This is a genomic window from Microbacterium saccharophilum, assembly GCF_007992455.1.
Lineage (GTDB): Bacteria > Actinomycetota > Actinomycetes > Actinomycetales > Microbacteriaceae > Microbacterium > Microbacterium saccharophilum.
This window is the reverse complement of sequence record NZ_BKAH01000008.1, coordinates 29,751-52,212: the sequence shown is the minus strand read 5'-3', so window position 1 is coordinate 52,212 and position 22,462 is coordinate 29,751. Positions and strand designations below refer to the sequence as shown.

Here is a 22,462-nt window from a genome sequence, read left to right as displayed (position 1 = left end):
TGGACGAATGGCCACTCCCGAATTCGTCCTGGCGCTGCGCGAGAAGATCGGCACCGCCCCGCTCCCCCTGGTCGGCACGACCGCCGTCGTCTTCCGCGACGAGAAGGTGCTGCTCGGCAAGCGCGCCGACAACGGCGAGTGGCGGTGCGTGTCCGGGATCGTCGATCCCGGCGAGGAGCCTGCCGACGCCGCTGCCCGCGAGTGCCTCGAGGAGGCGGGGGTCGTCGTGCGCGTCGAGCGGCTCGCGCTCGTGCACCAGGTGCCGCGCATCACGTACGCCAACGGCGACCAGGCCGACTACCTCGACCTCGTGTTCCGGTGCACGTGGGTCTCCGGCGACCCGCACCCGGCCGACGGCGAGCTCACCGAGGTCGGCTGGTTCGGTCTCGGCGAGCTCGGCGAGCTCGCACCCGAGCAGGTGCGTCTCGTGGCGCTGGCGATCGCGGAGGACGACCCGGCGACCTTCCGCGGCGGCCGCTGAACGCCGCGCGCCGCGCCGCGCCCGTCGCCGCGCCCGTCGCCGCCCCCGTCTGCCGCGATCAGGCGATCAGCCCGGCTCAGGCACATCGCCGCGGGATCCGCCTGACTCCGGCGGATCGCCTGAACCCGCGCTGAGGGATGGCGTGGGCTAGAACTGCTCGTCGAGCGCGTACTGCTGCTGCCACGATGCCGGACGAGGGATCTCGAGCCCGTACAGGTAGCGGATGAGCTGGCCGTGGTGCTGCGTCTCGTGCTCCAGGAGCGCGAGCGCGTATTGCCAGTCATCGTCGGAGTCGACGGTGTCGAGCCACTCCGCGACGTCGGCCGCGGTGGACTCCAGTGCGGCGCGGAGCACCACGGCATCCGTGGTCTGCTCGTGGGTGACGGGACTCGTGAAGCCCTGCCAGCTGCCCGCCCGGGCCGCGCGCGGGTAACTCTCCCGCGCCCCGAGGACGCACCAGAGCTGCTCGCCGATCGGATTCGACGGCAGTCCCGGCAGGCGCGCCGCGAGCTGCGCGGCGGTGAGGGCGCTCAGGAGATCGAGCCAGAGGAGGTTCGCGCGGGCGAAACGCCGGCCGAGCACAGAGGTCGCGGTCATCGGAGGTCCTTTCGCATGAGCACGCGCGGGTACCCGTTCAGCACGGAGCCGGCCGTATGCCGATCGTCATGCCGACAGGATGCCAGAGGCCGCCGTCGTCGCGGAGACCGGCGCTCAGTCCTGGTCGCCGCGGAGGACGTCGAGGGCGTGGGCGAGGTCGGCCGGGTAGTCCGACGTGAAGGTCACCCAGTCCGTCGTCGTGGGGTGCGCGAAGGACAGCTCATGGGCGTGCAGCCACTGGCGGGTGAGACCCAGGCGCGCCGACAGGGTGGGGTCCGCGCCGTACAGCGGGTCGCCCGCGCACGGATGACGGTGCGCGGCCATGTGCACGCGGATCTGATGCGTGCGCCCGGTCTCGAGGTGGATCTCCAGGAGCGAGGCTCCGGGAAACGCCTCGATCGTCTCGTAATGCGTGACGGAGTCCTTGCCCGTGGGCGTGACCGCGAACTTCCACGAGTGCGTGGGATGCCGGCCGATCGGCGCGTCGATGGTGCCGGCCAGCGGGTCGGGGTGCCCCTGCACGACGGCGTGGTAGATCTTGTCCACCTCGCGCTCCTTGAACGCGCGCTTGAGTGCCGTGTACGCCCGCTCGCTCTTCGCGACGACCATGAGCCCGCTCGTGCCGACGTCGAGTCGGTGCACGACGCCCTGGCGCTCGGCGGCGCCGGTCGTGGCGATCCGGAATCCGGCGGCCGCGAGCGCACCGAGCACGGTGGGACCCTCCCAGCCGACGGAGGGGTGCGCGGCGACCCCGGCCGGCTTGTCGACGACGACGATGTCGTCGTCGTCGTACACGATCCCGAGGTCGGGGACGGCGATCGGCACGATCTCCGGCTCGCGCCGAGCCTGCCAGGTCACCACGAGCCAGCCGCCGGCTGCGAGCTTGTCGGACTTGCCGAGCGAGCGCCCGTCCAGCGTCACGCCGCCGGCCTCGGCGACCTCGGCCGCGAAGGTGCGGGAAAACCCGAGGAGCTTGGCGAGGGCGGCGTCCACGCGGACGCCGTCGAGGCCGTCCGGGACGGGGAGGCTGCGCGAATCCATGTCAGGCGTCCGCGGACGTGACGGCATCCTCGCCGTGCGCCGCGCTGCGGCGCTCCCGGGTGCCGTCGAGGTGCAGCCCCAGCAGGACGAGGAGGGCGACCGTGATCATCATCGAGACGATGAAGATGTCGGCGACGTTGTAGATCGCGGGCATCATCCAGGGCGTGTGGATGAAGTCGACCACGTGCCCGGTCGGGAAGCCCGGCTCGCGCAGGAGCCGGTCCGTGAGGTTGCCGAGGATGCCGCCGAGCAAGAGCCCCAGGACGACGGCCCACCAGCGCGACCGGACCTGCCGGACGGCCAGGACGACGATCGTGACGGCTGCCGCGGCGAGGATGATCGTGAAGACCCAGGTCACGCCCTCGCCGAGCGAGAACGCGGCGCCGGGGTTGCGGGTCAGGTAGAACTGCAGAAAGTCGCCGACCACGGGGACCCGCTCCTGGTAGGGCAGGTTCTCGAGCGCGAGATGCTTGCTGAACTGATCGGCGGCCAGCACCAGCACCGCGAGGAACGCGATGATGGTGCCGGCCGCCGCAGCACGCAGGGGGGCCTTGCCTGTCAAAGGCGAGGCCTAGGAGGCGGAGATCGGCGTGGCGCCCGAACCCGTGCCCGCGACATCGAGCTCGCGGAGCTTCTCCTCGATCAGGTTGCGCAGCTGGGTGCGGTAGTCGCGCTCGAACTGGCGGAGCTCGGTGATGCGACCCTCGAGCTTGGCGCGCTCGCCCTCGAGTCGGGCGACCTCGTCGCGGGCGCGGGCCTCGGCCTCGGCGACGATCGACGCCGCCTTGCCCTCAGCCTCGGAGATGAGCTTCTCCTTCTGCGCGAGACCCTCGGCGACGTGCTCGTCGTGCAGGCGCTGGGCCAGCTCGATGATGCCGGCCGATGCGGCGGCGGGAGCGGCGGAGGCGGCCGGAGCCGGCGCGGGGGTCTCGACGGCGGCGACGGGGGCCGGCGCCTCCTCCTCGACGACGGGCGTCTCCTCGGCCTGCTCCTGCGGAGCCTCGGCGGCGGGAGCCGGCGTGGAGCCGGACTCGTACGCGGCGAGCTTGGCCTTCAGCTCCTCGTTCTCGGCGATCGTCTTGCGCCATTCGACGACGATCTCGTCGAGGAAGTCGTCGACCTCATCCGGGTCGAACCCTTCCTTGAACCGGACGTGCTGAAACTGCTTGGTCACGACGTCTTCGGGGGTCAAAGCCATGGTGTTTCCTCTTATCGGGGCCCGAACTCGGGCCGATTCAGGGGTGGCCCGCGTGCCGCGAGCCGTACTCCCCCAGCATAGACCGCGCGCCACACGGTCGCGAGAACGTCACATCTGGGCGATCGTGCGGACGACGGAGAGCAGGATGAAGCACAGCAGCATCGTCAGCGGGAACCCGAGATCGATGGCGATGACGCCGAGACGCAGCGGAGGGATGAGGCGGCGGAAGAGCTTGATCGGCGGGTCGGTGACCGTGTACACGATCTCCGCCAGCACGAGCCCGAACCCGCGGGGGCGCCACTCGCGGTTGAACAGCGGGATGTACTCCATGATCAGCCGCGCGAGCAGCAGAAGGATGTAGACGAGCAGCAGGACGTTGGCGATCTGGGCGATCAGCCGGACGAGCTCCACGACTTAGTTCGAGAAGGGCGCAGCCTCGGGGTCGGCCTGCGCGACGGCCCCGTCGCCGGAGACGGCGACGTTCTCGGGCGAAAGCAGGAAGACCTTGCTGGTCACGCGCTCGATACGGCCGTAGAGGCCCAGCGACAGTCCGCTCGCGAAGTCGATGAGCCGGCGCGCGTCGGCGTCGCTCATCTGCGAGAGGTTGATGATCACGGGGATGCCGTCGCGGAAGTTCTCCGCGATGATCTGCGCATCCCGGTACTGCTTGGGGTGCACCGTGAGGATCTCGCTGACCGTGCCGGCCGTCGGCTGGCGGACGACCGTGGGGCGGTGGATCGGGGTCACAGGGGCTGCCTTCTCGACGGAGCGTTCGCGACGGTTCGGCGTCTCGGCGACGGGCTCGTCGTAGGCTTCCTCCTCGTCGGCGAGGCCCAGGTACACCATGGTCTTCTTGAGCGGGTTCGACATCGCATCCTCCGTTTGCTGTCTGTCTTGAGGTTAACCGTGGACGGGCCTCGGACCCGTGATTGCGGAGCCGATCCGCAGGTGTGTCGCACCGGCAGCGATGGCCGCCTCGAAGTCGCCGGTCATGCCGGCGGAGATCCAGTCGGCGTCGGGGACCACGGCGCGGACGACGGCGGCGGCGTCGGCCAGGCGGGCGAATGCCGGCGCGGGATCCTCACCGAGCGGCGCGACGGCCATGACGCCCCGCACGCGCAGCGAGGGGCAGGCTTCGGCGACGTGTCCGGCCAGGGCGGGCAGGTCGGCCGGCTGCGTGCCCCCGCGGCCCGGGTCGCCCGTGAGGTTGACCTGCAGCAGCACGTCGAGGGGTGCCGCGTCGGGCGCGGCCGCATGCAGCGCGTCGGCGAGCTTGGCGCGGTCGACCGAATGGACGGCATCCGCGGCCGCGCGGATCGCGCGCGCCTTGTTCGTCTGCCCCTGGCCGATGAAATGCCAGCGGAGGCCGGGCAGGCCCGCCAGCGCCTCGTGCTTGGCGGTGAGCTCCTGCTGCCGGTTCTCCCCCAGGTCGCGGACACCCAGTGCGTAGAGGCTCTCGATGAGGGTTGGCGGGTGGAACTTCGTCACGACGATGCGCGTCACCGTCTCCGGAGCGCGCCGCGACGCCCGCATCGCGCTGGCGATGCGGGCGTCGACGTCGGCGAGACGCTCCGCGAGGTCCACGGGCTCGTTACTTCAGGAAGTCCGGGATGTCCAGGTCGTCGTCCCCGAAGGCGGACTCGTAGCCCGTCGTCACGGGCGCCGAGACGGACACCGATTCCTTGACGTCGGCGACCTCGAGGTCGCGCGCGGCCTCTTCGGCGGGCACGGCGGGCAGGACCGGCGTGGAGGCCGGACGGCTCACGGCGATGGGCTCGACCTTGAGAGTCGGCTCGCCGCTGTCGAAGCCGGCGGCGATGACCGTGACGCGCACCTCGTCGCCGAGGGTGTCATCGATGACCGTGCCGAAGATGATGTTGGCCTCGGGGTGCGCGGCCTCCTTCACCAGCTGGGCGGCGTCGTTGATCTCGAAGATGCCGAGGTTCGAGCCACCCTGGATCGACAGCAGCACACCGTGCGCACCCTCGATGGAGGCCTCCAGGAGCGGCGATTCGACGGCCAGCTCGGCCGCCTTGATCGCCCGGTCCGCGCCCCGCGCGGAGCCGATGCCCATGAGCGCGGAGCCCGCGCCCTGCATGACCGACTTGACGTCGGCGAAGTCGAGGTTGATGAGACCCGGCGTCGTGATCAGGTCGGTGATGCCCTGGACACCGGCGAGGAGCACCTGGTCGGCCGTGGCGAACGCCTCGATCATCGAGATGCCGCGGTCGCTGATCTCCAGGAGGCGGTCGTTCGGCACCACGATGAGGGTGTCGACCTCTTCCTTGAGCTTCGACACGCCGAGCTCGGCCTGCTGCTGACGGCGGCGGCCCTCGAACGAGAACGGCTTCGTGACGACACCGATGGTCAGGGCGCCGATGGACTTGGCGATCCGGGCCACGACGGGCGCGCCGCCCGTGCCGGTGCCGCCGCCCTCACCGGCGGTGACGAAGACCATGTCCGCGCCCGCGAGCGCCTCCTCGATCTCCTCCGCGTGGTCCTCCGCCGCGCGGCGACCCACCTCGGGGTCGGCGCCGGCGCCGAGGCCGCGCGTCAGCTCGCGTCCGACGTCGAGCTTCACGTCGGCGTCGCTCATCAGCAGCGCCTGCGCGTCGGTGTTGACCGCGATGAACTCCACACCTCGCAGCCCGAGCTCGATCATCCGATTGACGGCGTTCACGCCGCCGCCACCCACACCCACGACCTTGATCACCGCGAGGTAGTTCTGGTTCTGGCTCATGCCGGCCTCCGTCTCATCCGAACCACAATGTCTAAACCTTGAACCTCAAGTAGAGGTTTAAAGAATTGCCGAGTATGCAATTCCTTGATTGAAAGTAAGCGGGCGGGATGCCGCGGCGCGCCAGGCACTGGGCGTGTCGCGACATCGGCGCGCACATTCGATGCGTCGCCGTCGGAGCGGCGTGATCAGCGGACGACGACGGCGGCCGGGGAGGACACGTCGTACGTGCCGACCGCGCTCGGCGGGAGGGAGATCATCGTCTGCGCGAGCACGATCGCCTTGCGCGCGGAGTCGTCGGCGTTTCCCCACACGACGGTCGTGCCGGTGCCGCCGAGGGTGAGGGTGACGTCGTTCGCGGTCGTGGCGGAGATGCCGGTGACCTGCGCGCGGATGTCGTCGGGCAGGGCACGGAACACGGTGCCGGCGGCGGTGAAGGCCTTGGACCCCACTCCCCCGGCGATCTCGAGCGTCGGGTGGTCGGCGGGCGGCTCGGGGGTCGTCGACAGCGCGACGCCCGCGGCATCGACGAGGGTCCACCCCGCGGCGGAGGGGACCGAGCCGATCGGCGTCCGCTCGACGATCCGGATGATGAGCTCGTGCGGCGGCCGCGCCTCGATCGCGTAGGACTCGACGAGCGGGAACGCGACGAGGGCGGCCTTGACCTCGCTGGAGTCGACGAGGGGCAGCGGCGTGCCGATCTGATCCGCCAGCGCCGTCTCGACGGCGGCGGCGTCGAGGGTCGAGGCGCCGACGACGCTGACCTTCTGCACCGCGAACAGCGGGCTGTAGGCGGCGCCGAGGGTGCCGAGGATCAGCGCCGCGAGCGCGACGCCGACGGTGAGCCACACCATGCGGCGGCGGCGCTGGCGCACGGTGAAGCGCCGCACCTCCGCGCGGAGCGTGCGGCGGCGGGCACGGGCGGCGGCCCAGACGTCGCGGACGCCGATCCGGTCATCGCCGCCGGTGCCGGCATCCGCCGTCAGGGGCACGACGGGGGCGATCTCGTCGGGGCGACGCGTGGCCGCCTCCTCGAACCAGAGCGGTTCGATCGGCGCGGTCTCGTCGAGGTCGACCCGTCCGCGCGGCTCGGCCGCCGGCGGCGGTGGCGGGAGCGGGCTCGGCCGGCGCACGACTACCCCCGTGCCCCGGAGAGGGCCTGCAGGACCTGCGGGATGATGAGGTTGACGTTGCCGCAGCCCAGCGTGATGACGTAGTCGCCGTCGCGTGCGACGGAGGCGGTGTAGTCCGCCGCCTGCTGCCAGTCCGCGACGAAATGCACCTTGTCGGGGTCGTGGAACGCGCCGCTCACGAGCTCGCCCGTGACCCCGGGGACCGGGTCCTCGCGCGCGCCGTAGACGTCCAGCACGACGGTGTGGTCGGCGAGCGATTCGAGGACGTCGGCGAACTCGCGGTACATCTCCTGCGTGCGCGAGTAGGTGTGCGGCTGGTGCAGCGCGATGATGCGGCCGCCGCCCACGACGGTGCGGGCTGCGGCCAGCGCGGCGGCGACCTCGGTGGGGTGGTGGGCGTAGTCGTCGTAGACGCTGACGCCCCGCTCGGTGCCGTGCAGCTCGAACCGGCGCACGGTTCCGCCGAAGGTCTCGACGGCGCGGAGGGCGGGCTCGAGGGCGTAGCCGAGCGTCAGGAGCACGGCGACGGCGCCCGCGGCGTTGATCGCGTTGTGCGCGCCGGGAACCGTGAGGTGCCCGGCGACGCTCTCGCCGCCGTGGCTCAGCGTGAAGGTGACGGGTCCGTCGGTGCGGATGTCGGTGAGGCGGACGTCCGCCCCCTCGGCCTCGCCGAAGGTCAGGACGTTCGGGTGGGTGAGGCCTGCGGCGACTTGCCGGGCGCCGGCGTCGTCCGCGGAGATGACGACGGCCTCCCGCGCCTCGTTCGCGAACCGGACGAACCCGTCGTAGAACGCCTCGCGCGTGCCCCAGTGGTCGAGGTGGTCGGGGTCGACGTTCGTGATGAGTGCGACCGAGGTGTCGTAGAGGAGGAACGTGCCGTCGGACTCGTCGGCCTCGATGACGAACAGCTCATCGCCGCCGGTGCCGCTGGAGACCCCGAGATCGGCGATGACGCCGCCGCTGACGAAGGTGGGCGCCGTGCCGAGGCTGCGGAGCGCCGTCACGATCATGCCGGTGGAGGTGGTCTTGCCGTGCGCGCCGGCGACGCTCACGAGCCGGCGTCCGCCGATGAGCCAGTACAGCGCCTGCGAGCGGTGGATGACGTGCAGGCCGCGCTCCTTCGCGAGGAGGAACTCGGGGTTCTCCGGCCAGATGGCGCCGGTGTGCACGACGGTGTCGGCGTCCGCCGGCAGGTTCGCCGCGTCGTGGCCGACGTGGACGGTCGCGCCGCGCGCCGCGAGGGCGCGCAGCGTGGGGCTGTCGGCGCGGTCCGAGCCGGACACGCGGATGCCGCGGTCGAGGAACATCCCGGCGAGACCGGACATGCCGGAACCGCCGATGCCGATGAAGTGGGCGGCGGTGATGTCCTCGGGGATGGAAAGGCTCAGGTCGGGTCGAATCATGACCCGACAAGTCTAGGTCGGACCCGCCGAGCCGGAGCCTGCGGCGCGCTGGCCGAGGAATGCCGGGTCGTCAGCGCGCGAGCGCCTCGTCGATCAGCGCGACGACGTTCTCCGTGCCCGTCCGGGTGCCGACGGCCCCGGCGGCATCCCGCATGCGCTCCAGCGCGGCGGAGTCCCGGAGGAGCGGCACGAGGTCGTCGCGGACGTACGCCGGCGCGAAGTCGGCATCCGTGACGAGGCGGGCAGCGCCCGCCGCGACCGCGGAGGCGGCGTTGAGCGCCTGCTCGCCGTTGCCGACGGCGTAGGGGACGTAGACGGCGGGGATGCCGAGGGCGCTGATCTCGCTCACGGTCGCGGAGCCGGCGCGGGAGACGATGACGTCGGCGAGGGCGAACGCGAGGTCCATCCGGTCGATGTACGGCACGACGCGGTACGCCGGGTCGCCGGAGTCCGTGGCGTCGTTGCGCTCCCCCGCGGCGTGCAGCACCTGCCAGCCGGCGGCCGTGATGTCCTGCCACGACGCGGCGAGGGTCTCGTTGAGGCGGCGGGCGCCGAGCGACCCGCCGAAGACGAGCAGCACGGGCTTGTCGGCATCCAGTCCGAACAGCGCCGCCGCCTCGCCGCGGAGCGCGGCACGGTCGAGGTCGACGATCTCGCGGCGCAGCGGCATCCCGACCGTGCGGGCTCCCCGCAGCGGCGTCCCGCCGAAGGCGACTCCGACCCCGGCGGCGGAGCGGGCGCCGAGGATGTTCGCGAGTCCCGGCCGTGCGTTGGCCTCGTGCACGACGAACGGGATGCGCTCCCGGCGCGCCGCGACGTAGCCGGGCGCCGACGCATAGCCGCCGAAGCCGACGAGGATATCGACGCCGCGGTCGCGGATGTGCGCACGGACCTGCGCGATGGCGCGCTGGAAGGCCACCGGGAATCTGAGCGCGGCGCCGTCGGGGCGGCGCGGGAAGGGGACCTTGTCGACGACCAGCAGCTCGTAGCCGCGCTCGGGCACGAGCCGGGCCTCCAGGCCCTCCTTCGTGCCGAGCACCAGCACCGTCGACTCCGGGTCGCGGGCGCACAGCGCGTCGGCGACGGCGAGGAGGGGATTGACATGGCCGGCGGTCCCGCCGCCGGCGAGCAGATACGTCGTCACCCGGTCGAGGTTACCGGGCGCGCGTCGTCCGCACGGGCCGGGCGGGCACCGGCATCCGGTCGACGGGCGGGGGCAGCGTGCGCGCGAACGACAGCAGGACGCCGCACGCGAGCAGGACCGACAGCAGCGACGTGCCGCCCTGCGACATGAACGGCAAGGGCACGCCGAGCACGGGCGAGAGCCGCAGCACGACGGCGATGTTGATGAGGGCCTGCCCGACGACCCACACCGTGATGCCGCCCGCGGCGATGCGGACGAACGGGTCGTGGGTCTTGCGGATGACGTGGAAGGCGCCGACCGCGAACAGCGTGTACAGGGCGAGCACGACGATGCAGCCGATGAGGCCGAGCTCCTCGCCGACGATGGCGAAGATGTAGTCGTTCGCGGCGGCCGGCAGCCATTCGTACTTCTCGCGGGAGTTGCCGAGGCCGAGCCCGAAGACACCGCCGTTGGCGAGCCCCCACACGCCGTGCAGCGGCTGGTAGCACGACGTGTCGTAGCAGGCGAGGCTGTCGACGTCGAGGAAGCTCATGATGCGCTTCATGCGGTTCGGGCTCGTGACGGCGAACGCCGCCGCGGCGATGAGGACGCCCACGAGCGGCAGCAGGAAGATCCGCAGCTTCACGCCGGAGAAGAACAGGCAGCCGAGGAGGATCAGCATGAGGATCATGGCGGTGCCGAGGTCGTGACCGGCCATGACGGTGCCGATGACGATGATCCCGACGGGCACGACGGGGATGAACACGTGCCGCCAGAGGCCGAGCAGGGTCTGCTTGCGGTACAGGACGTAGCCGAGCCACAGCGCCAGCGTGAGCTTGAGGAACTCCGACGGCTGCGCCTGGAACCCGCCGATCGCGATCCAGTTGGTGTTGCCGTCGTTGGTGATGCCGAGCCCCGGCACGAAGACGAGCAGCTGGAACAGGAGCGCGCCGATGAGCGCGGGCCACGCGATGCGCTTCCAGAACTGCAGCGGGAAACGGCTCACGACGAACATCAGCGGGATGCCGATGACGGCGAACACCGCCTGCTTCAGGACGACTTCGAACGGGCTCTGCCCACCGGCCGTCGAGGTCGCCATCGTCGCCGAGAGCACCATCACGAGGCCGAAGCCGGTCAGCAGCAGGGCGGTCGAGGCGATCAGCAGGAACTCGCTCGGGACCGGCGCGAACGCCCGGCCCAGGGAGACCCGCGCCGAGAAACCGCTCGGGCCGCTCGGGCCGCCGTCAGCCGGCGGGGTGCTCGGTCGGGTTCGCCCCGTCGTGGTCGTCGCCACCGGCTCCCCTTCCGATCCGTTCCTGCACCGCGTCCGCGAACCGCTTCCCGCGGTCCGCGTAGGACGCGAACTGGTCGAAGGATGCCGCGGCGGGAGCGAGGAGGACCACGTCTCCGTCACGCGCGATGCCCGCCGCCAGTTCGACGACCTCTGTCATGACGTCTTCAGTCTCGGCGGCGTCGACCTCGAACACCGGGACCGCGGGCGCGTGTCGCTCGAACGCCGCCGTGATCGCGGCACGTTCGACGCCGATGACGATGGCGGCTTTGACGGCGGTGCCGGGTCCCGCGACGAGCTCGGCGATGTCGACGCCCTTGAGGAGGCCGCCGACGACCCACACCGCGCCGGGGAACGCCGCGAGCGACGACGCGGCGGCGTGCGGGTTCGTGGCTTTCGAGTCGTCGATCCAGGTGACGCCGGCGGCGACCGCGACGAGCTCGATGCGGTGCGGGTCGAGGCGGAAGGTCGTCAGCGCGTCGCGGATGGCGGCGGGGGCGACATCGAGGGACCGGGCCAGCGCGCTCGCGGCGAGGATGTTCGCGACGACGTGCGGAGCGCCGAGGCCGCGGGCGGCGAGGTCATCCACCGTCGTGAGTTCCAGGGCGCTCGTGCGCCGGTCGTCGAGGAAGGCGCGGTCGACGAGGATGCCGTCGACGAGGCCCACATCGCTGGGACCGGGAACGCCGAGGTCGAAGCCGATGGCGCGGCATCCCTCCACGACGTCGGCGTCCTCGACCATCTCGCGGGTCGCGGCATCCGCCTTGTTGTAGACGCACGCGACGCGGGTGTTCTGGTAGACGAACGCCTTCGCGTCGCGGTATCCGCGCGCCGAGCCGTGCCACTCGAGGTGGTCGTCGGCGAGGTTCAGGCAGACGCTCGCGTGCGGCGAGAGGGGCTCGGGGCCGGTCTGCAGGCTCAGGTACCAGAGCTGGTGGCTGGAGAGCTCCACGACGAGGACGTCGAAGCCACCGGGGTCGCGCACGGCGTCGAGCACCGGCACGCCGATGTTGCCGCACGGGGCGGCGCGCAGGCCCCCCGCGACGAGCATCGCAGCGGTGAGCTGCGTCGTCGTGGTCTTGCCGTTCGTGCCGGTGATTGTGAGCCAGTCGGCGGGGCGGCCGTCCGGGCGCACGACCTTGTCGCGCACGCGCCAGGCGAGCTCGACGTCGCCCCAGAGGGCGATGCCCTCCGCGCGCGCCCAGGCGATGACGGGATGGTGCGGCGGGAAGCCGGGCGAGGCGATGACGACCTCCGGCGCGTGGTCTGCGACGGCGTCCGGGACGGTGTCGAGGGTGCCGGTCCACAGCCGCGCGCCGATGACCGGGAGGAGGCGGGCGTACTCTTCGTCGGCCGTCTCGGTGGCCACGAGCACGTCGGCGCCGAGCTCGGCGAGCGTGTCGGCGACGGAGAACCCGGTCACCGAGAGCCCGAGGACGACGACGCGCAGACCCGACCAGTCCGCGTGCCAGCTGGTGAGGGTGTCGAGCCGGGCGCTCATAGGGCCGCGAGCCAGGCGACGTAGAAGAGGCCGACGCCGCTGACGGCGAGCATGCCCGCGATGATCCACATCCGGACGACGATCGTGATCTCCGGCCAGCCGCGCATCTCGAGGTGGTGGTGGAAGGGGCTCATGAGGAAGAGCCGCTTGCCCCCGGTGGCCTTGAAGTAGTACCGCTGCAGGATGACCGAGCCGGGGCCGATGATGAAGATGCCCGCGACGATGACCGAGAGCACCTCGGTGCGCGACAGGACGGACATCGCGACGATGACGCCGCCGATCGCCATCGAGCCGACATCGCCCATGAAGATCTTCGCCTTCGGGGCGTTCCACCACAGGAACCCGACCAGCGCGCCGACGAACGACGCCGCGACGATCGTGAGGTCCATGGGATCGCGGGTGTCGTAGCAGGCCGACTGGTAGGCGGCGACGAGCGAATCACTCGTGCAGCGCTGCTGGAACTGCCAGAAGGTGATGAGGCTGTATGCGGAGACCGTGAAGATCCCCGCCCCGGTCGCGAGACCGTCGAGGCCGTCGGTGAGGTTCGTGGCGTTCGACCACGCGACCGACAGGAACGACACCCACGCGAGGTACAGCAGCCAGCCGATGACGGCGCCGAGCGCCATGAAGGAGAGCATCGGGATGTCGCGGAAGAACGAGATGTACGGCGATGCGGGGGTCTCCCCCACGTCGTTGGGGAAGTTCAGCGCGACGATCGCGAACGGGAGCGCGACGATGACCTGGCCGACGATCTTCCGCCAGCCCGACAGCCCGAGGCTGCGCTGCTGGCGCACCTTCATGAAGTCGTCGATGAATCCCACGGCGCCCAGGCCCACCATCATCCAGATGACGAGGAGGCCGGAGATCGTCGGCGGGGCCCCGCCGGTGAGCGTGCCGACCGTGTAGCCGACGATGGAGCCCGCGATGAAGATGAGGCCGCCCATCGTGGGCGTCCCGCGCTTGGCGTGATGGCTCGGGTTGGTGGCGTCGTCGGGGGTGCGGATCACCTGCCCCCAGCCGATCCTCTCGAAGAGCCGGATGAACAGCGGCGTCAGGAAGAGGGTGAAGGCGAGGGAGATCGTCGCGGCTGCCAGCAGGGATCTCACGAGAACGATTCTCCCAGACGATCGCCGAGATGCCGGAGACCCGCCGAGTTCGAGGACTTCACCAGCACGCGGTCGCCGTCGCGCAGTTCGCCCATCAGGTAGTCGTACGCCTCGTCCGCGGTCTCGAAGAAGACCGCCTCGCCGTCCCACGAGCCTTCGCCGATGGCGGAGATGAACAGGCGCCGGGCGTCCGTGCCGACCACGACGATGCGCTCGATCCGCAGCCGCACCGCGAGGAGGCCGACGCGGTCGTGCTCCTCCCCGGCGTACTCGCCGAGCTCGCTCATCGCGCCGAGGACGGCGACCTTGCGCTGGCCGGGCTCCGTGATCTGCGCGAGGGTGCGCAGGGCCGCCGCCATCGAGTCGGGGCTGGCGTTGTACGCGTCGTTGATGATGCGGATGCGGTCCGAGCCGAGGGGCTGCATGCGCCAGCGCTCGGCGATCTCCACGGTCTCGAGCCGCGCGATGGCGTCGGCGAGCGGGACGCCGAGGGCGTCGGCGGCGGTGATCGCCGCGAGGGCGTTCATGATGTGATGCTCCCCGAGCACGCGCAGGCGCAGCGGCATCCGCTCGTCGCCGCGCACGATCGTGCAGGTCGTGCCGGATCCCGAGACCTCCACATCCTCCGCCCGGATCTCCGCGGCGGCACCGCGGCCGAACCAGCGCACCGACACGTCACGGGCGGCCGCGACGGCGCCCATCGTGACGACGCGCGGGTCGTCGGCGTTGAGGACGGCGACACCGCCGGGGCGGACGGCCTCGACGAGCTCGGTCTTGGCCTTGAGCGTCGCCTCGACACCGCCGAAGCCGCCGGCGTGCGCGAGCCCGACCATGAGGACGACGCCGACGTCGGGGGTGACGAGCCCCGCGAGCCGAGCGATCTGGCCGGGGCCGGCCGCCCCGAACTCGCTCACGAGGTAGCGGGTGTCCTCCGTGACGCGGAGCATCGTCAGCGGCGCGCCCACCTCGTTGTTGTACGACGCCCGCGGGGCGACGGTCTCGCCCTCGTCCTGCAGGATGCGCGCGAGGAGGTTCTTCGTCGTGGTCTTGCCGTTGGACCCCGTGATGCCGACGATCCGCAGCCGGCCGCCGGCGCGCACGCGGGCGACGACCTCCCGCGCGAGCGCGGCGATCGCGGCGACGACGTCGGGGACGACGATCTGCGTGATGTCCGCGTCGACGGGATGCTCGACGAGGGCGAGGGCCGCGCCGGCGTCGGCGGCGGCGGGGACGAACAGGTGCCCGTCGGTGACCTCGCCGGGTTTGGCGACGAAGACGTCGCCCGGCCCGATGTTGCGGGAGTCGGTGTCGACGGTCCCGGAGACCACCGTGTCGGGCGTGTGCGCGCCGGCGAGCCGGAGCTCCCCCGCGACGGCGCGCGCCATCTCTGTCAAGGTCATGCGGATCATGCTGTGAACACCTCGTGCACGGCGCGCCCGGGGGCCGCTGTGCTTGTCGCGTCTGTCTCTACCCCGTGAAGGGTCATCCCGTGATGGGAAGAAGGGGGGTCTTCGAATCCGACGGCATGATGCGGTAGTGCGTCAGCACCTGCGTCATGGCCTTCTTGAAGACGGAGCGGTTGGCCGACGACATGCGCACCTTCTCAGGTTCGTCGAAGACGCCGATGACAACGTACTCCGGATCGTCCGCGGGGGCGTAACCGATGAGGGACGTGAAGTACAGGTTGTCCTTGTATCCGCCCTGGCCGTCGGAGACCTGCGCCGTGCCGGTCTTGCCGGCCATCCGGTAGCCCGGGATCTCGATGTCCTCCGCCAGGGTGCCCTGCGCGAACACGTTCTCCAGCATGAGGCTCACCTGGTCGGCCGTGGACTCCTCGATGACCCGCTCGGGCTCGGGGAGGTCGGGCTCGATCACCGTGCCGTCGGTGCGCGTGCAGCTCTCCACGAGTGAGAGGGGCTCGCGCACGCCGCCGTTCGCGAAGGTCTGGTAGACGCTCGCGACCTGGGGCACCGTGACGGTGAAGGCCTGCCCGAACGTCGTCGTGTAGTACGTCTGGTTGTCCCAGTCCGCGGCATCCGCCGAGAATCCGACGTCCGGCTCGCCGGACCAGTTGAGGCCCGAGGGGCTGCCGACGCCGAACCTCTCGAGGTACTCCTGACGTGTCTGCGGGTCGACCGTCGTGCCGAACTGCGACATCGCGACGTTCGAGGAGTTCACGAGGCCGCCGGTGAGGGTCATGTTCTGCGTCGCGTGGTGCTCGGAGTCGTTGATGACGGCGCCGTTGGGGAACTCCATCCGGTCGGGGGTGAGCACCGTCGACCACGGCGTCAGGCCCGCCTGCTCGATCGCCGTCGCGGCCGTCACGGGCTTGAAGGTCGAGCCGGGCTCGTACGAGTAGCGCAGCAGCCGGGTCGCGCGATCCTCCGGGTCGGAGGCAGCGGGGTCGTTGGGGTCGACGGTCGCGGTCTCGGCGGCGGCGCGGATCTTCCCGGTCGCGACCTCGACGACCATGATCCCGCCCCAGCCAGCCTGGAGCCGTTCGGTCTCCTCCGCGATCAGCTGCTGCATGTACCACTGCAGGTCGCGGTCGATCGTCAGCTGCAGGGTGCCGCCGTCTTCGGCGGGGGTCACCGATTCCGTGCCGGGGATGATGACGCCGTCGGCGCCGCGCTGGTAGCTGCGCGAACCGTCGGTGGCGGCCAGGCAGGAGTCCTGCAGCGCCTCGACGCCCTCGAGCGGCGTGCCGTCGGAGCCGACGAAGCCGAGGAGGTTGCCGGCGACGGCGCCGTCCGGGTAGGTGCGCGAGGGATGTTGGTCGAAGCTGAGGTACGGGATGCCGAGGTCGGCGAGGGCGCGGTACTCCTCCGTGGAGACGTACCGCTTGATGTACTCGAACCGGTCGCCGGGCTGCTCGGCCAGCGCGTTCACGACGATCGCCTCGACGTCGGCGGCGGACTGCCCCGTCACCTGCGCGATCTGGGCGGCGAGTTCCGGCCAGGTGACCTTGACGGCCTTCTCGTCGTCGCCGTACACGATGTCGCCGTCGGCATCCTTCTCGTCGATGCCCTCGATGGCCAGCAGCGGGTCGATGCCGACGTCGTAGAGGATGGTGCTCGTGGCGAGGACGCTGCCGTTGGTGTCGACGATGGCGCCGCGCGCGCCGTGCAGCGTCACGGAGGCCCCCGTCGCGTACTCGCGGGAGTCGGCGATGTGGTCGTTGGCGTTGACGACCTGGATGTCGACGAGGCGGATGACGAAGGCCGCGAGGATGCCCAGGACGACGGCGAGGGCGACGACGGTGCGGCGGCGCGGGCTGCGGGTGGCTCGTGTCGTCATGTCATTCAGTGTGTGGCGGGCGTCGGCAGACCGTCGGCGATCGCGGGGGGTGTCGGGGTATTGAGGAGCAGCGTCTGATCGACCGTCGCGCCGGACTCGAGGCTCGCGTCGGGGTCGGTCACGAGCGGGACGCCGCTGATGAGCGCGTTGGTGACGGCGGCGCGCGTGAGCGCGTTCACGGACGACGACGAGGATGCCGCGCCGCCGGTGCCGACGATGGCGCCGTCACTGAGCCGGAGGTAGTTGGGCGTCTGGCCCACGACCATCCCGAGCGCCGACGCGTTGGCCGCGAGGTACTGCGGCGAGCTGAGACCGGCGACGTCGTCCTGCAGCATCTGCGTCTCCCATGCCAGGGCGCGCTGCTGCTTCGTCAGCGAGGACATCTCGTAGGTGCCCTGCGTCGTGAGGATCGACAGGCCCATCTGCGCCGCGGCGATCGCGAGGGCGCCCCCGACGGCGACGATGCCGTACAGCAGACGGGGGCGGCGGGCGGGCAGCGGCGCGTCGAGGGCGCGCAGCGTCCGGCCGGGGGTGTGCTGCGGAGCCGGGGCTGCGACCCGGAGGGCTTCGGCGCTCATGCCGCCTCCCGCACACGTTCGGCGGCGCGGAGCCGGACGGGGGTGGCGCGCGGGTTCCGTGCCTTCTCCTCGTCCGAGGCGAGCTCGGCGCCCTTGACGAGCAGACGGAAGCGCGGCGCGTGCTCGGGGAGCTCGACCGGGAGCCGCGCCGGCGCGGTCGAGGCGGTGGCCTCGGCGAGGGCGCGCTTGACGATCCGGTCCTCGAGGGACTGGTAGGACATGACGACGATCCGCCCGCCGACGGGCAGGAGGTCCAGGGCCGCGGGCAGGGCGTTCTCGAGGGCCGCGAGCTCCGCGTTGACCTCGATGCGCAGCGCCTGGAAGACGCGCTTGGCGGGGTGCCCGCGCTCGCGCTGCACGGCGGCGGGTGTCGCGGAGATGAGGATGTCGACGAGCTGGCCGGACCGCTCGATGGGCGCCGTCCGGCGCGCCTCGAGGATGGCGCGGGCGTACCGGCCGGCGAGCTTCTCCTCGCCGTACCGCTCGAAGATGCGGCGCAGGTCGCCCTCGCCGTAGGTCGCGAGGATGTCGGCGGCGGTCGTCCCGGCGCTCTGGTCCATGCGCATGTCGAGCGGGGCGTCCTGCGCGTACGCGAACCCGCGCTCGGACTCGTCCAGCTGCAGCGAGGAGACGCCGAGGTCGAAGAGGATGCCGTCGACGTGCGTGCGGCCGGTGGAGGCGACCGCATCCGCGATGCCGTCGTAGACGGTGTGCACGAGCGTGACCCGGTCGCCGAAGCGCGCGAGCCGCTGCCCCGCGATGCGGAGGGCGTCGGTGTCGCGGTCGAGCCCGATCAGGTGGACGCCGGGGAAGCGCTCGAGGAGCGCCTCGGAGTGGCCGCCCATGCCTTCGGTGGCATCGACGAGGACGGCGCCCTCGTGGGCCAGGGCGGGGGCGAGCAGCTCGACGCAGCGGTCGAGGAGGACGGGGGTGTGGATGTCGCGGAGGTTCATGATGCGAGGGGTCCGATCCCAGGTCCTGATCCCCATCCGCTCCGACCTGACACCGGGGAAGTGCGTCAGGGCGTGCGGCTGGGAGTCACGACCGGGGCTCAGAAGAGTCCCGGGATCACCTCCTGCTCCATGTCCGAGTAGCTGTCTTCGTTCGAGTCCGCGTAGGCGCTCCACGCCTCCGCGTCCCAGATCTCCGCGTGGGCGCCGACGCCGGTGACGACGAGTTCGCGGCCGAGGTTGGCGTAGGCGCGCAGGTGCGGCGGAAGGGTGATGCGGCTCTGGCTGTCGGGCTTCTCGTCGCTCGCGCCGGAGAGGAACATGCGCTGGAAGTCGCGGGACTGCTTGTTCGTCAGCGGGGCCTCGCGGATGCGCTCGTAGACCCGCTCGAACTCCTTCGTGCTGAACACGTAGAGGCAGCGCTCCTGACCGCGCGTGACGACGACGCCGTCGCCGAGATCGGTGCGGAACTTCGCCGGGAGGATGACGCGGCCCTTGTCGTCGAGCTTGGGGGTGTAGGTGCCCAACAACATCGGCTCCACCCCCTTCTGCGCCCGGCCGCCTCAGATACCCGCCACTTTACTCCACTTTACTCCACTTCACTATCGAAATCTGAGCCCATTCCCCACCGGGCACGAAAAAGAGCACCGACCCGGAGGTCGGTGCTCTGTGGTGTGTGCGCTGCTGGCGGGTCAGCCCCCGTCGTGACGGCGGTCCCAGCGTTCGTTGATGCGGTCCATGAAGGAGGAGGCGGGCTGCGTCGCCGGGCCGGTCTTCTTCTGCGCGGTCTCGGAGGGCCGCGCGGACGCACCACCCCGCGATGGCGTCACGGCGAGCACGACGCCGCCCACCATCACGAGGAAGGCGATGACGCCGACCACGATGAGGCTGGTGGAGACCCCCACCACGAGGGCGGCCAGGCCCACGAGGACCAGGACGGAGCCGTAGACGATGTTGCGGTAGCTGAGGGACTGCCCCTCACGGGGCGCGCTCACGACATCGGCGTCGTTGCGCATGAGATGACGTTCCATCTCATCCAGCAGCCGCTGCTCCTGCTCTGACAGTGGCATGCTTCCCCCTCTGTGGAGTGTCGTTGGGACGATTCTACGCGTCCCCGCGAGAACTAGGCTAGGCCCGTGAACCTCCCTGATGCGCTGATCGAGGCTGTTTCCCAGCGACTGGAAAGGTTCACGGCCGACCAGCTCTCCGCCGCCGCCGATCTGGGCGCCGAGGCGCAGGCCTTCGTGCGGTCCGGTGCCGATGCGATGGACGGCGGCAAGCGCCTCCGGGCTCGTTTCTGCCTCACCGGATGGCAGGCCGTCCGGGAGTTCCAGGGGGCCCGTGCGGCCGCCCCGACGCCCGACGTCGTCGCCGCCGCGGCGGCGCTCGAGGTCTTCCACGCCGCCGCGCTCGTGCACGACGACGTCGTCGACAACTCCGACACCCGGCGCGGGCGGCCGGCGGCGCACCGGCGCTGGGAGTCCGCGCACCGTGACGCATCGTGGGACGGCGATCCCGCCGGATTCGGCCGGTCGGCGGCCATCCTGCTGGGCGACCTGCTCGTGGCGTGGAGCGACGACCTCCTGGAGGAGGGACTCGCGACCGCGGATGCCGCGCACGCGGCGCCGGCCCGCCGGGTCTACGCCGTCATGCGCCGCGACGTCACCGTCGGGCAGTTCCTCGACGTGGCCGAGGAGGCCGCCTACCGCACGGCCCCGGACAGCGAGCACGTCGCGCGGGCCCTGCGGGTGGCGTCGCTGAAGTCGGCGCGCTACAGCGTGCAGCATCCGCTGCTGCTGGGCGCCGCCCTCGCCGGGGCCGACACCGCGCAGAGCGACGCGCTGGAGCGGTTCGGCCACCCCATCGGCCTGGCGTTCCAGCTGCGGGACGACGTCCTCGGCGTGTTCGGTGACGCCGCCGTGACCGGGAAGCCCTCCGGCGATGACCTCCGCGAGGGCAAGCGCACCCTCCTCATCGCGTACGCGCGCGAGGCGATGACGCCGGGAGCGCGGCGCGTGCTGGACGAGCTCGTCGGCGACCCCGCACTCGACGATGAGCAGATCGCCGCCCTGCAGTCCACGATCGTCGATACCGGGGCCCTCGCCCGCGTGGAGGAGCTCATCACGGAGTACGCGCTGGAGGCCGACCGCGCGCTCCGCGGCGCTCCCCTCGGCACCACGGCGGTCGGGGCACTGCGCGACCTCGCCCTCGCGGCGACGGCACGCGCAGCCTGACGACGCGCCGCCGAGGCAGAGGCAGCCTCAGTGACGGGCGGCGCTCAGGCGAGCGCCTGCGCGACGCGGCGGACCTCGCTCTTGCGACCGGCCCTGAGCGCCGCGATCGGGGCCACGCCGATGGACTCCTCGGGTTCGAGCAGCCAGTCGATCACCTCGTCGTCGGTGAATCCGCCGTCCTCGAGCACGATGATGGTGCCGCGCAGCGCCGGCAGCGGGTGCCCGTCCATGAGGAAGGCGGCGGGCACCTTGACCGTGCCGTCACGGCGCGAGGCGACGAGGTGCTTGTCGTCGAGCAGCCGCCGGATACGCCCGAGGGGCTCCCCGGTCAGCGCGACGAGGTCGGGCAGGGTCAGCCAGTCGGTCGGGATGGTCGGCGTGGATTCTCCGGTCACACGTCCACTATTCCACTCACCGCCACTCCCGCGCGCCCTCGGTCGGAACGCTGCTTCGACGACTTCCATCACACTGGCCACTCCTTTATCACTGGTTGACTCGAATTCACTTCCGTGACACGGTGGCGGAGGTCGAACCAGAGGGAGAAGCTCGTGAGACGACGACCTGACAACCTGCCGACGACGACGCTGCCGCTGGCCGTCGTCGGTGCGCTCGCCCTGTCGCTCACGGCCGCACCCGCGCAGGCCGCCGATGTCGGTACGCCGCGCGGAGCCGGTCTCGGCGCCGCTCCGGCATCCGCCCTTCGCCCCTCCACAAGCCTGCCGCAGGCCGCCGCCGCCCCGGCCGCCACCGCGCACACCGTCGCCGCCGGTGACACCGTGAGTGCCGTCGCGGCGCGATACGGCCTCCGCACGGCGGACGTCCTCGCGTGGAACGGCCTGACCTGGACGTCCGTCATCCGGCCCGGGCAGATCCTGCGCCTCTCCCCCTCGGCCGCGAGCACCGCACCTCCGCCGGCGGCCGCGGCACCGGCGGCGACCCACACGGTCCGCGCCGGCGACACGCTCTGGGCCATCGCGCGCACCTACGGCATGTCGGTGAGCACGCTGAGCGCCCTCAACGGACTCGGCGCCTCGTCGGTGATCCAGCCCGGACAGCAGCTCGCGATCGCCCTCTCCGCGGAACCGGCGGCGAGCACGACACCGGCGCCGCCCGCGGCACCGGCGCCGCCCGCGGCACCCGCATCCCCACCCGCCTCCGCATCGCACACGATCGCCCCGGGCGACACGCTCTGGGCCATCGCGCAGCAGCACGGCACCTCGGTCTCCGCGCTGCTCGCCGCGAACGGGCTGTCCGCGTCGTCGATCATCTACCCGGGCCAGACGCTGCGGCTCCCCGACCCCGGGGCCCTCGCCGGCCTGACCGCCGAGCAGATCGCCAACGCGACGCTCATCGTGCAGGTCGGACGCCAGCGCGGCGTCCCCGACCGGGGCATCGCGATCGCGCTCGCGACGGCGATGGTCGAATCGTGGATGCGGAACCTGGATTGGGGCGACCGCGACTCCCTCGGCCTCTTCCAGCAGCGTCCCAGCCAGGGCTGGGGCACCGCCGGGCAGGTCCTGGACCCCGTGCGCGCCACCGCCGTGTTCTACGGCGGCCCGGGCGACCCCAACGGGGCGCTCTCCCGGGGGCTGCTCGACATCCCCGGCTGGCACGACATGGACTTCTCCCACGCCGCGCAGGCGGTACAGGTCTCGGCCTACCCCGACCGGTACGGGCAGTGGGAGCAGCAGGCGTACGCCTGGCTCTCCGCGCTCGGATAGCGCGATCGCCCGCGACCCCGCGCGGTTCGGGGGTGAGCCGCTGCCCGGCGTCGGGGCATCCGCTCCGTAGA

General features: G+C 71.6%; 24 protein-coding genes. 3 read left to right on the top strand and 21 right to left on the bottom strand.

Translation table 11 applies throughout. The features are described from left to right. Positions 1-7 precede the first annotated feature (7 nt). Entirely contained in the window at positions 8-481 is a 474-nt protein-coding gene (locus MSA03_RS09535) for an NUDIX hydrolase (RefSeq protein ID WP_147050734.1), read from the top strand. A gap of 147 nt (positions 482-628) precedes the next feature. Here MSA03_RS09535 and MSA03_RS09530 read toward each other — a convergent pair whose 3' ends face one another. The 20 genes from MSA03_RS09530 to MSA03_RS09435 all read right to left on the bottom strand — a co-directional run bounded on the left by MSA03_RS09530 (position 629) and on the right by MSA03_RS09435 (position 19,506). Next, entirely contained in the window at positions 629-1,078 is a 450-nt protein-coding gene (locus MSA03_RS09530; RefSeq protein WP_147050732.1) for a DinB family protein, read from the bottom strand. 114 nt (positions 1,079-1,192) lie between these two features. Further along, the gene (locus MSA03_RS09525) at positions 1,193-2,119 is read right to left on the bottom strand and encodes an RluA family pseudouridine synthase (protein WP_147050730.1); all 927 of its coding nucleotides are present in this window, start codon (positions 2,117-2,119) and stop codon (positions 1,193-1,195) included. 1 nt (position 2,120) lies between these two features. Then, on the bottom strand, positions 2,121-2,681 hold the full coding sequence (gene lspA / locus MSA03_RS09520; RefSeq protein WP_028495877.1) for a signal peptidase II: 561 nt from the start codon (positions 2,679-2,681) through the stop codon (positions 2,121-2,123). Positions 2,682-2,690: 9 nt separating this feature from the next. Continuing rightward, entirely contained in the window at positions 2,691-3,317 is a 627-nt protein-coding gene (locus MSA03_RS09515) for a DivIVA domain-containing protein (RefSeq protein WP_147050728.1), read from the bottom strand. Positions 3,318-3,425: 108 nt separating this feature from the next. After that, a complete protein-coding gene (locus MSA03_RS09510; RefSeq protein ID WP_028495879.1) occupies positions 3,426-3,728 on the bottom strand; it encodes a YggT family protein in 303 nt (100 codons plus the stop codon). A gap of 3 nt (positions 3,729-3,731) precedes the next feature. Next, the gene (locus MSA03_RS09505; protein WP_028495880.1) at positions 3,732-4,187 is read right to left on the bottom strand and encodes a cell division protein SepF; all 456 of its coding nucleotides are present in this window, start codon (positions 4,185-4,187) and stop codon (positions 3,732-3,734) included. Positions 4,188-4,217: 30 nt separating this feature from the next. Continuing rightward, the gene (locus MSA03_RS09500) at positions 4,218-4,901 is read right to left on the bottom strand and encodes a YggS family pyridoxal phosphate-dependent enzyme (protein WP_147050726.1); all 684 of its coding nucleotides are present in this window, start codon (positions 4,899-4,901) and stop codon (positions 4,218-4,220) included. Positions 4,902-4,908: 7 nt separating this feature from the next. Next, positions 4,909-6,057, bottom strand: a complete 1,149-nt coding sequence (gene ftsZ / locus MSA03_RS09495) for a cell division protein FtsZ (protein WP_028495882.1) — start codon at positions 6,055-6,057, stop codon at positions 4,909-4,911. A 185-nt stretch (positions 6,058-6,242) separates the two neighbouring features. Then, entirely contained in the window at positions 6,243-7,187 is a 945-nt protein-coding gene (locus tag MSA03_RS09490; RefSeq protein ID WP_081782680.1) for an FtsQ-type POTRA domain-containing protein, read from the bottom strand. A gap of 2 nt (positions 7,188-7,189) precedes the next feature. Then, complete coding sequence (gene murC, locus MSA03_RS09485) at positions 7,190-8,590, bottom strand: UDP-N-acetylmuramate--L-alanine ligase (protein WP_147050724.1); 1,401 nt, start codon at positions 8,588-8,590, stop codon at positions 7,190-7,192. A 70-nt stretch (positions 8,591-8,660) separates the two neighbouring features. Beyond that, the gene (locus MSA03_RS09480; RefSeq protein ID WP_147050722.1) at positions 8,661-9,734 is read right to left on the bottom strand and encodes a UDP-N-acetylglucosamine--N-acetylmuramyl-(pentapeptide) pyrophosphoryl-undecaprenol N-acetylglucosamine transferase; all 1,074 of its coding nucleotides are present in this window, start codon (positions 9,732-9,734) and stop codon (positions 8,661-8,663) included. Between the two features lie 10 nt (positions 9,735-9,744). After that, positions 9,745-11,007 (bottom strand): putative lipid II flippase FtsW, encoded by a 1,263-nt coding sequence (gene ftsW, locus MSA03_RS09475; protein ID WP_051526187.1) that lies wholly within the window; start codon positions 11,005-11,007, stop codon positions 9,745-9,747. Further along, complete coding sequence (gene murD, locus MSA03_RS09470) at positions 10,958-12,505, bottom strand: UDP-N-acetylmuramoyl-L-alanine--D-glutamate ligase (RefSeq protein WP_147050720.1); 1,548 nt, start codon at positions 12,503-12,505, stop codon at positions 10,958-10,960. The genes ftsW and murD overlap by 50 nt, the downstream gene beginning before the upstream one ends. Next, the gene (mraY, locus tag MSA03_RS09465; protein WP_028495888.1) at positions 12,502-13,611 is read right to left on the bottom strand and encodes a phospho-N-acetylmuramoyl-pentapeptide-transferase; all 1,110 of its coding nucleotides are present in this window, start codon (positions 13,609-13,611) and stop codon (positions 12,502-12,504) included. The genes murD and mraY overlap by 4 nt, the downstream gene beginning before the upstream one ends. After that, on the bottom strand, positions 13,608-15,020 hold the full coding sequence (locus MSA03_RS09460; protein WP_147050718.1) for a UDP-N-acetylmuramoyl-tripeptide--D-alanyl-D-alanine ligase: 1,413 nt from the start codon (positions 15,018-15,020) through the stop codon (positions 13,608-13,610). The genes mraY and MSA03_RS09460 overlap by 4 nt, the downstream gene beginning before the upstream one ends. Before the next feature lie 73 nt (positions 15,021-15,093). Beyond that, complete coding sequence (locus MSA03_RS09455) at positions 15,094-16,908, bottom strand: peptidoglycan D,D-transpeptidase FtsI family protein (protein ID WP_147050716.1); 1,815 nt, start codon at positions 16,906-16,908, stop codon at positions 15,094-15,096. Between the two features lie 5 nt (positions 16,909-16,913). Then, positions 16,914-17,486 (bottom strand): cell division protein FtsL, encoded by a 573-nt coding sequence (ftsL, locus tag MSA03_RS09450; RefSeq protein WP_147050714.1) that lies wholly within the window; start codon positions 17,484-17,486, stop codon positions 16,914-16,916. Beyond that, complete coding sequence (gene rsmH / locus MSA03_RS09445; RefSeq protein ID WP_028495892.1) at positions 17,483-18,439, bottom strand: 16S rRNA (cytosine(1402)-N(4))-methyltransferase RsmH; 957 nt, start codon at positions 18,437-18,439, stop codon at positions 17,483-17,485. Before rsmH ends, ftsL begins: the two co-directional genes overlap by 4 nt. A 98-nt stretch (positions 18,440-18,537) precedes the next feature. Then, positions 18,538-18,969: a division/cell wall cluster transcriptional repressor MraZ gene (gene mraZ / locus MSA03_RS09440; RefSeq protein ID WP_147050712.1), complete on the bottom strand. Its 432-nt coding sequence runs from the start codon at positions 18,967-18,969 to the stop codon at positions 18,538-18,540. Positions 18,970-19,128: 159 nt separating this feature from the next. Then, entirely contained in the window at positions 19,129-19,506 is a 378-nt protein-coding gene (locus MSA03_RS09435) for an SCO2097 family morphological protein (protein WP_147050711.1), read from the bottom strand. Between the two features lie 66 nt (positions 19,507-19,572). Between MSA03_RS09435 and MSA03_RS09430 the strand changes: the two genes are divergently transcribed. After that, complete coding sequence (locus tag MSA03_RS09430) at positions 19,573-20,670, top strand: polyprenyl synthetase family protein (protein WP_147050709.1); 1,098 nt, start codon at positions 19,573-19,575, stop codon at positions 20,668-20,670. A gap of 44 nt (positions 20,671-20,714) precedes the next feature. Here the strand turns inward: MSA03_RS09430 and MSA03_RS09425 are convergent, their stop codons facing one another. After that, the gene (locus MSA03_RS09425; RefSeq protein WP_028495896.1) at positions 20,715-21,065 is read right to left on the bottom strand and encodes an Rv2175c family DNA-binding protein; all 351 of its coding nucleotides are present in this window, start codon (positions 21,063-21,065) and stop codon (positions 20,715-20,717) included. 153 nt (positions 21,066-21,218) lie between these two features. On the opposite strand from MSA03_RS09425, the gene MSA03_RS09420 reads away from it, so the two are divergent. Beyond that, complete coding sequence (locus MSA03_RS09420; protein ID WP_244946387.1) at positions 21,219-22,391, top strand: LysM peptidoglycan-binding domain-containing protein; 1,173 nt, start codon at positions 21,219-21,221, stop codon at positions 22,389-22,391. Positions 22,392-22,462 lie beyond the last annotated feature (71 nt).

Excerpts from the sequence above, each read along its gene's own strand:
- MSA03_RS09435 (WP_147050711.1), bottom strand. The coding sequence starts at position 19,506 with ATGCCACTGTCAGAGCAGGAGCAGCGGCTGCTGGATGAGATGGAACGT.
- ftsL (WP_147050714.1), bottom strand. The coding sequence starts at position 17,486 with ATGAGCGCCGAAGCCCTCCGGGTCGCAGCCCCGGCTCCGCAGCACACC.
- mraZ (WP_147050712.1), bottom strand. The coding sequence starts at position 18,969 with ATGTTGTTGGGCACCTACACCCCCAAGCTCGACGACAAGGGCCGCGTC.
- MSA03_RS09515 (WP_147050728.1), bottom strand. The coding sequence starts at position 3,317 with ATGGCTTTGACCCCCGAAGACGTCGTGACCAAGCAGTTTCAGCACGTC.
- ftsZ (WP_028495882.1), bottom strand. The coding sequence starts at position 6,057 with ATGAGCCAGAACCAGAACTACCTCGCGGTGATCAAGGTCGTGGGTGTG.
- MSA03_RS09530 (WP_147050732.1), bottom strand. The coding sequence starts at position 1,078 with ATGACCGCGACCTCTGTGCTCGGCCGGCGTTTCGCCCGCGCGAACCTC.
- rsmH (WP_028495892.1), bottom strand. The coding sequence starts at position 18,439 with ATGAACCTCCGCGACATCCACACCCCCGTCCTCCTCGACCGCTGCGTC.
- MSA03_RS09455 (WP_147050716.1), bottom strand. The coding sequence starts at position 16,908 with ATGACGACACGAGCCACCCGCAGCCCGCGCCGCCGCACCGTCGTCGCC.
- MSA03_RS09535 (WP_147050734.1), top strand. The coding sequence starts at position 8 with ATGGCCACTCCCGAATTCGTCCTGGCGCTGCGCGAGAAGATCGGCACC.
- MSA03_RS09505 (WP_028495880.1), bottom strand. The coding sequence starts at position 4,187 with ATGTCGAACCCGCTCAAGAAGACCATGGTGTACCTGGGCCTCGCCGAC.
- murC (WP_147050724.1), bottom strand. The coding sequence starts at position 8,590 with ATGATTCGACCCGACCTGAGCCTTTCCATCCCCGAGGACATCACCGCC.
- MSA03_RS09460 (WP_147050718.1), bottom strand. The coding sequence starts at position 15,020 with ATGATCCGCATGACCTTGACAGAGATGGCGCGCGCCGTCGCGGGGGAG.
- MSA03_RS09525 (WP_147050730.1), bottom strand. The coding sequence starts at position 2,119 with ATGGATTCGCGCAGCCTCCCCGTCCCGGACGGCCTCGACGGCGTCCGC.
- murD (WP_147050720.1), bottom strand. The coding sequence starts at position 12,505 with ATGAGCGCCCGGCTCGACACCCTCACCAGCTGGCACGCGGACTGGTCG.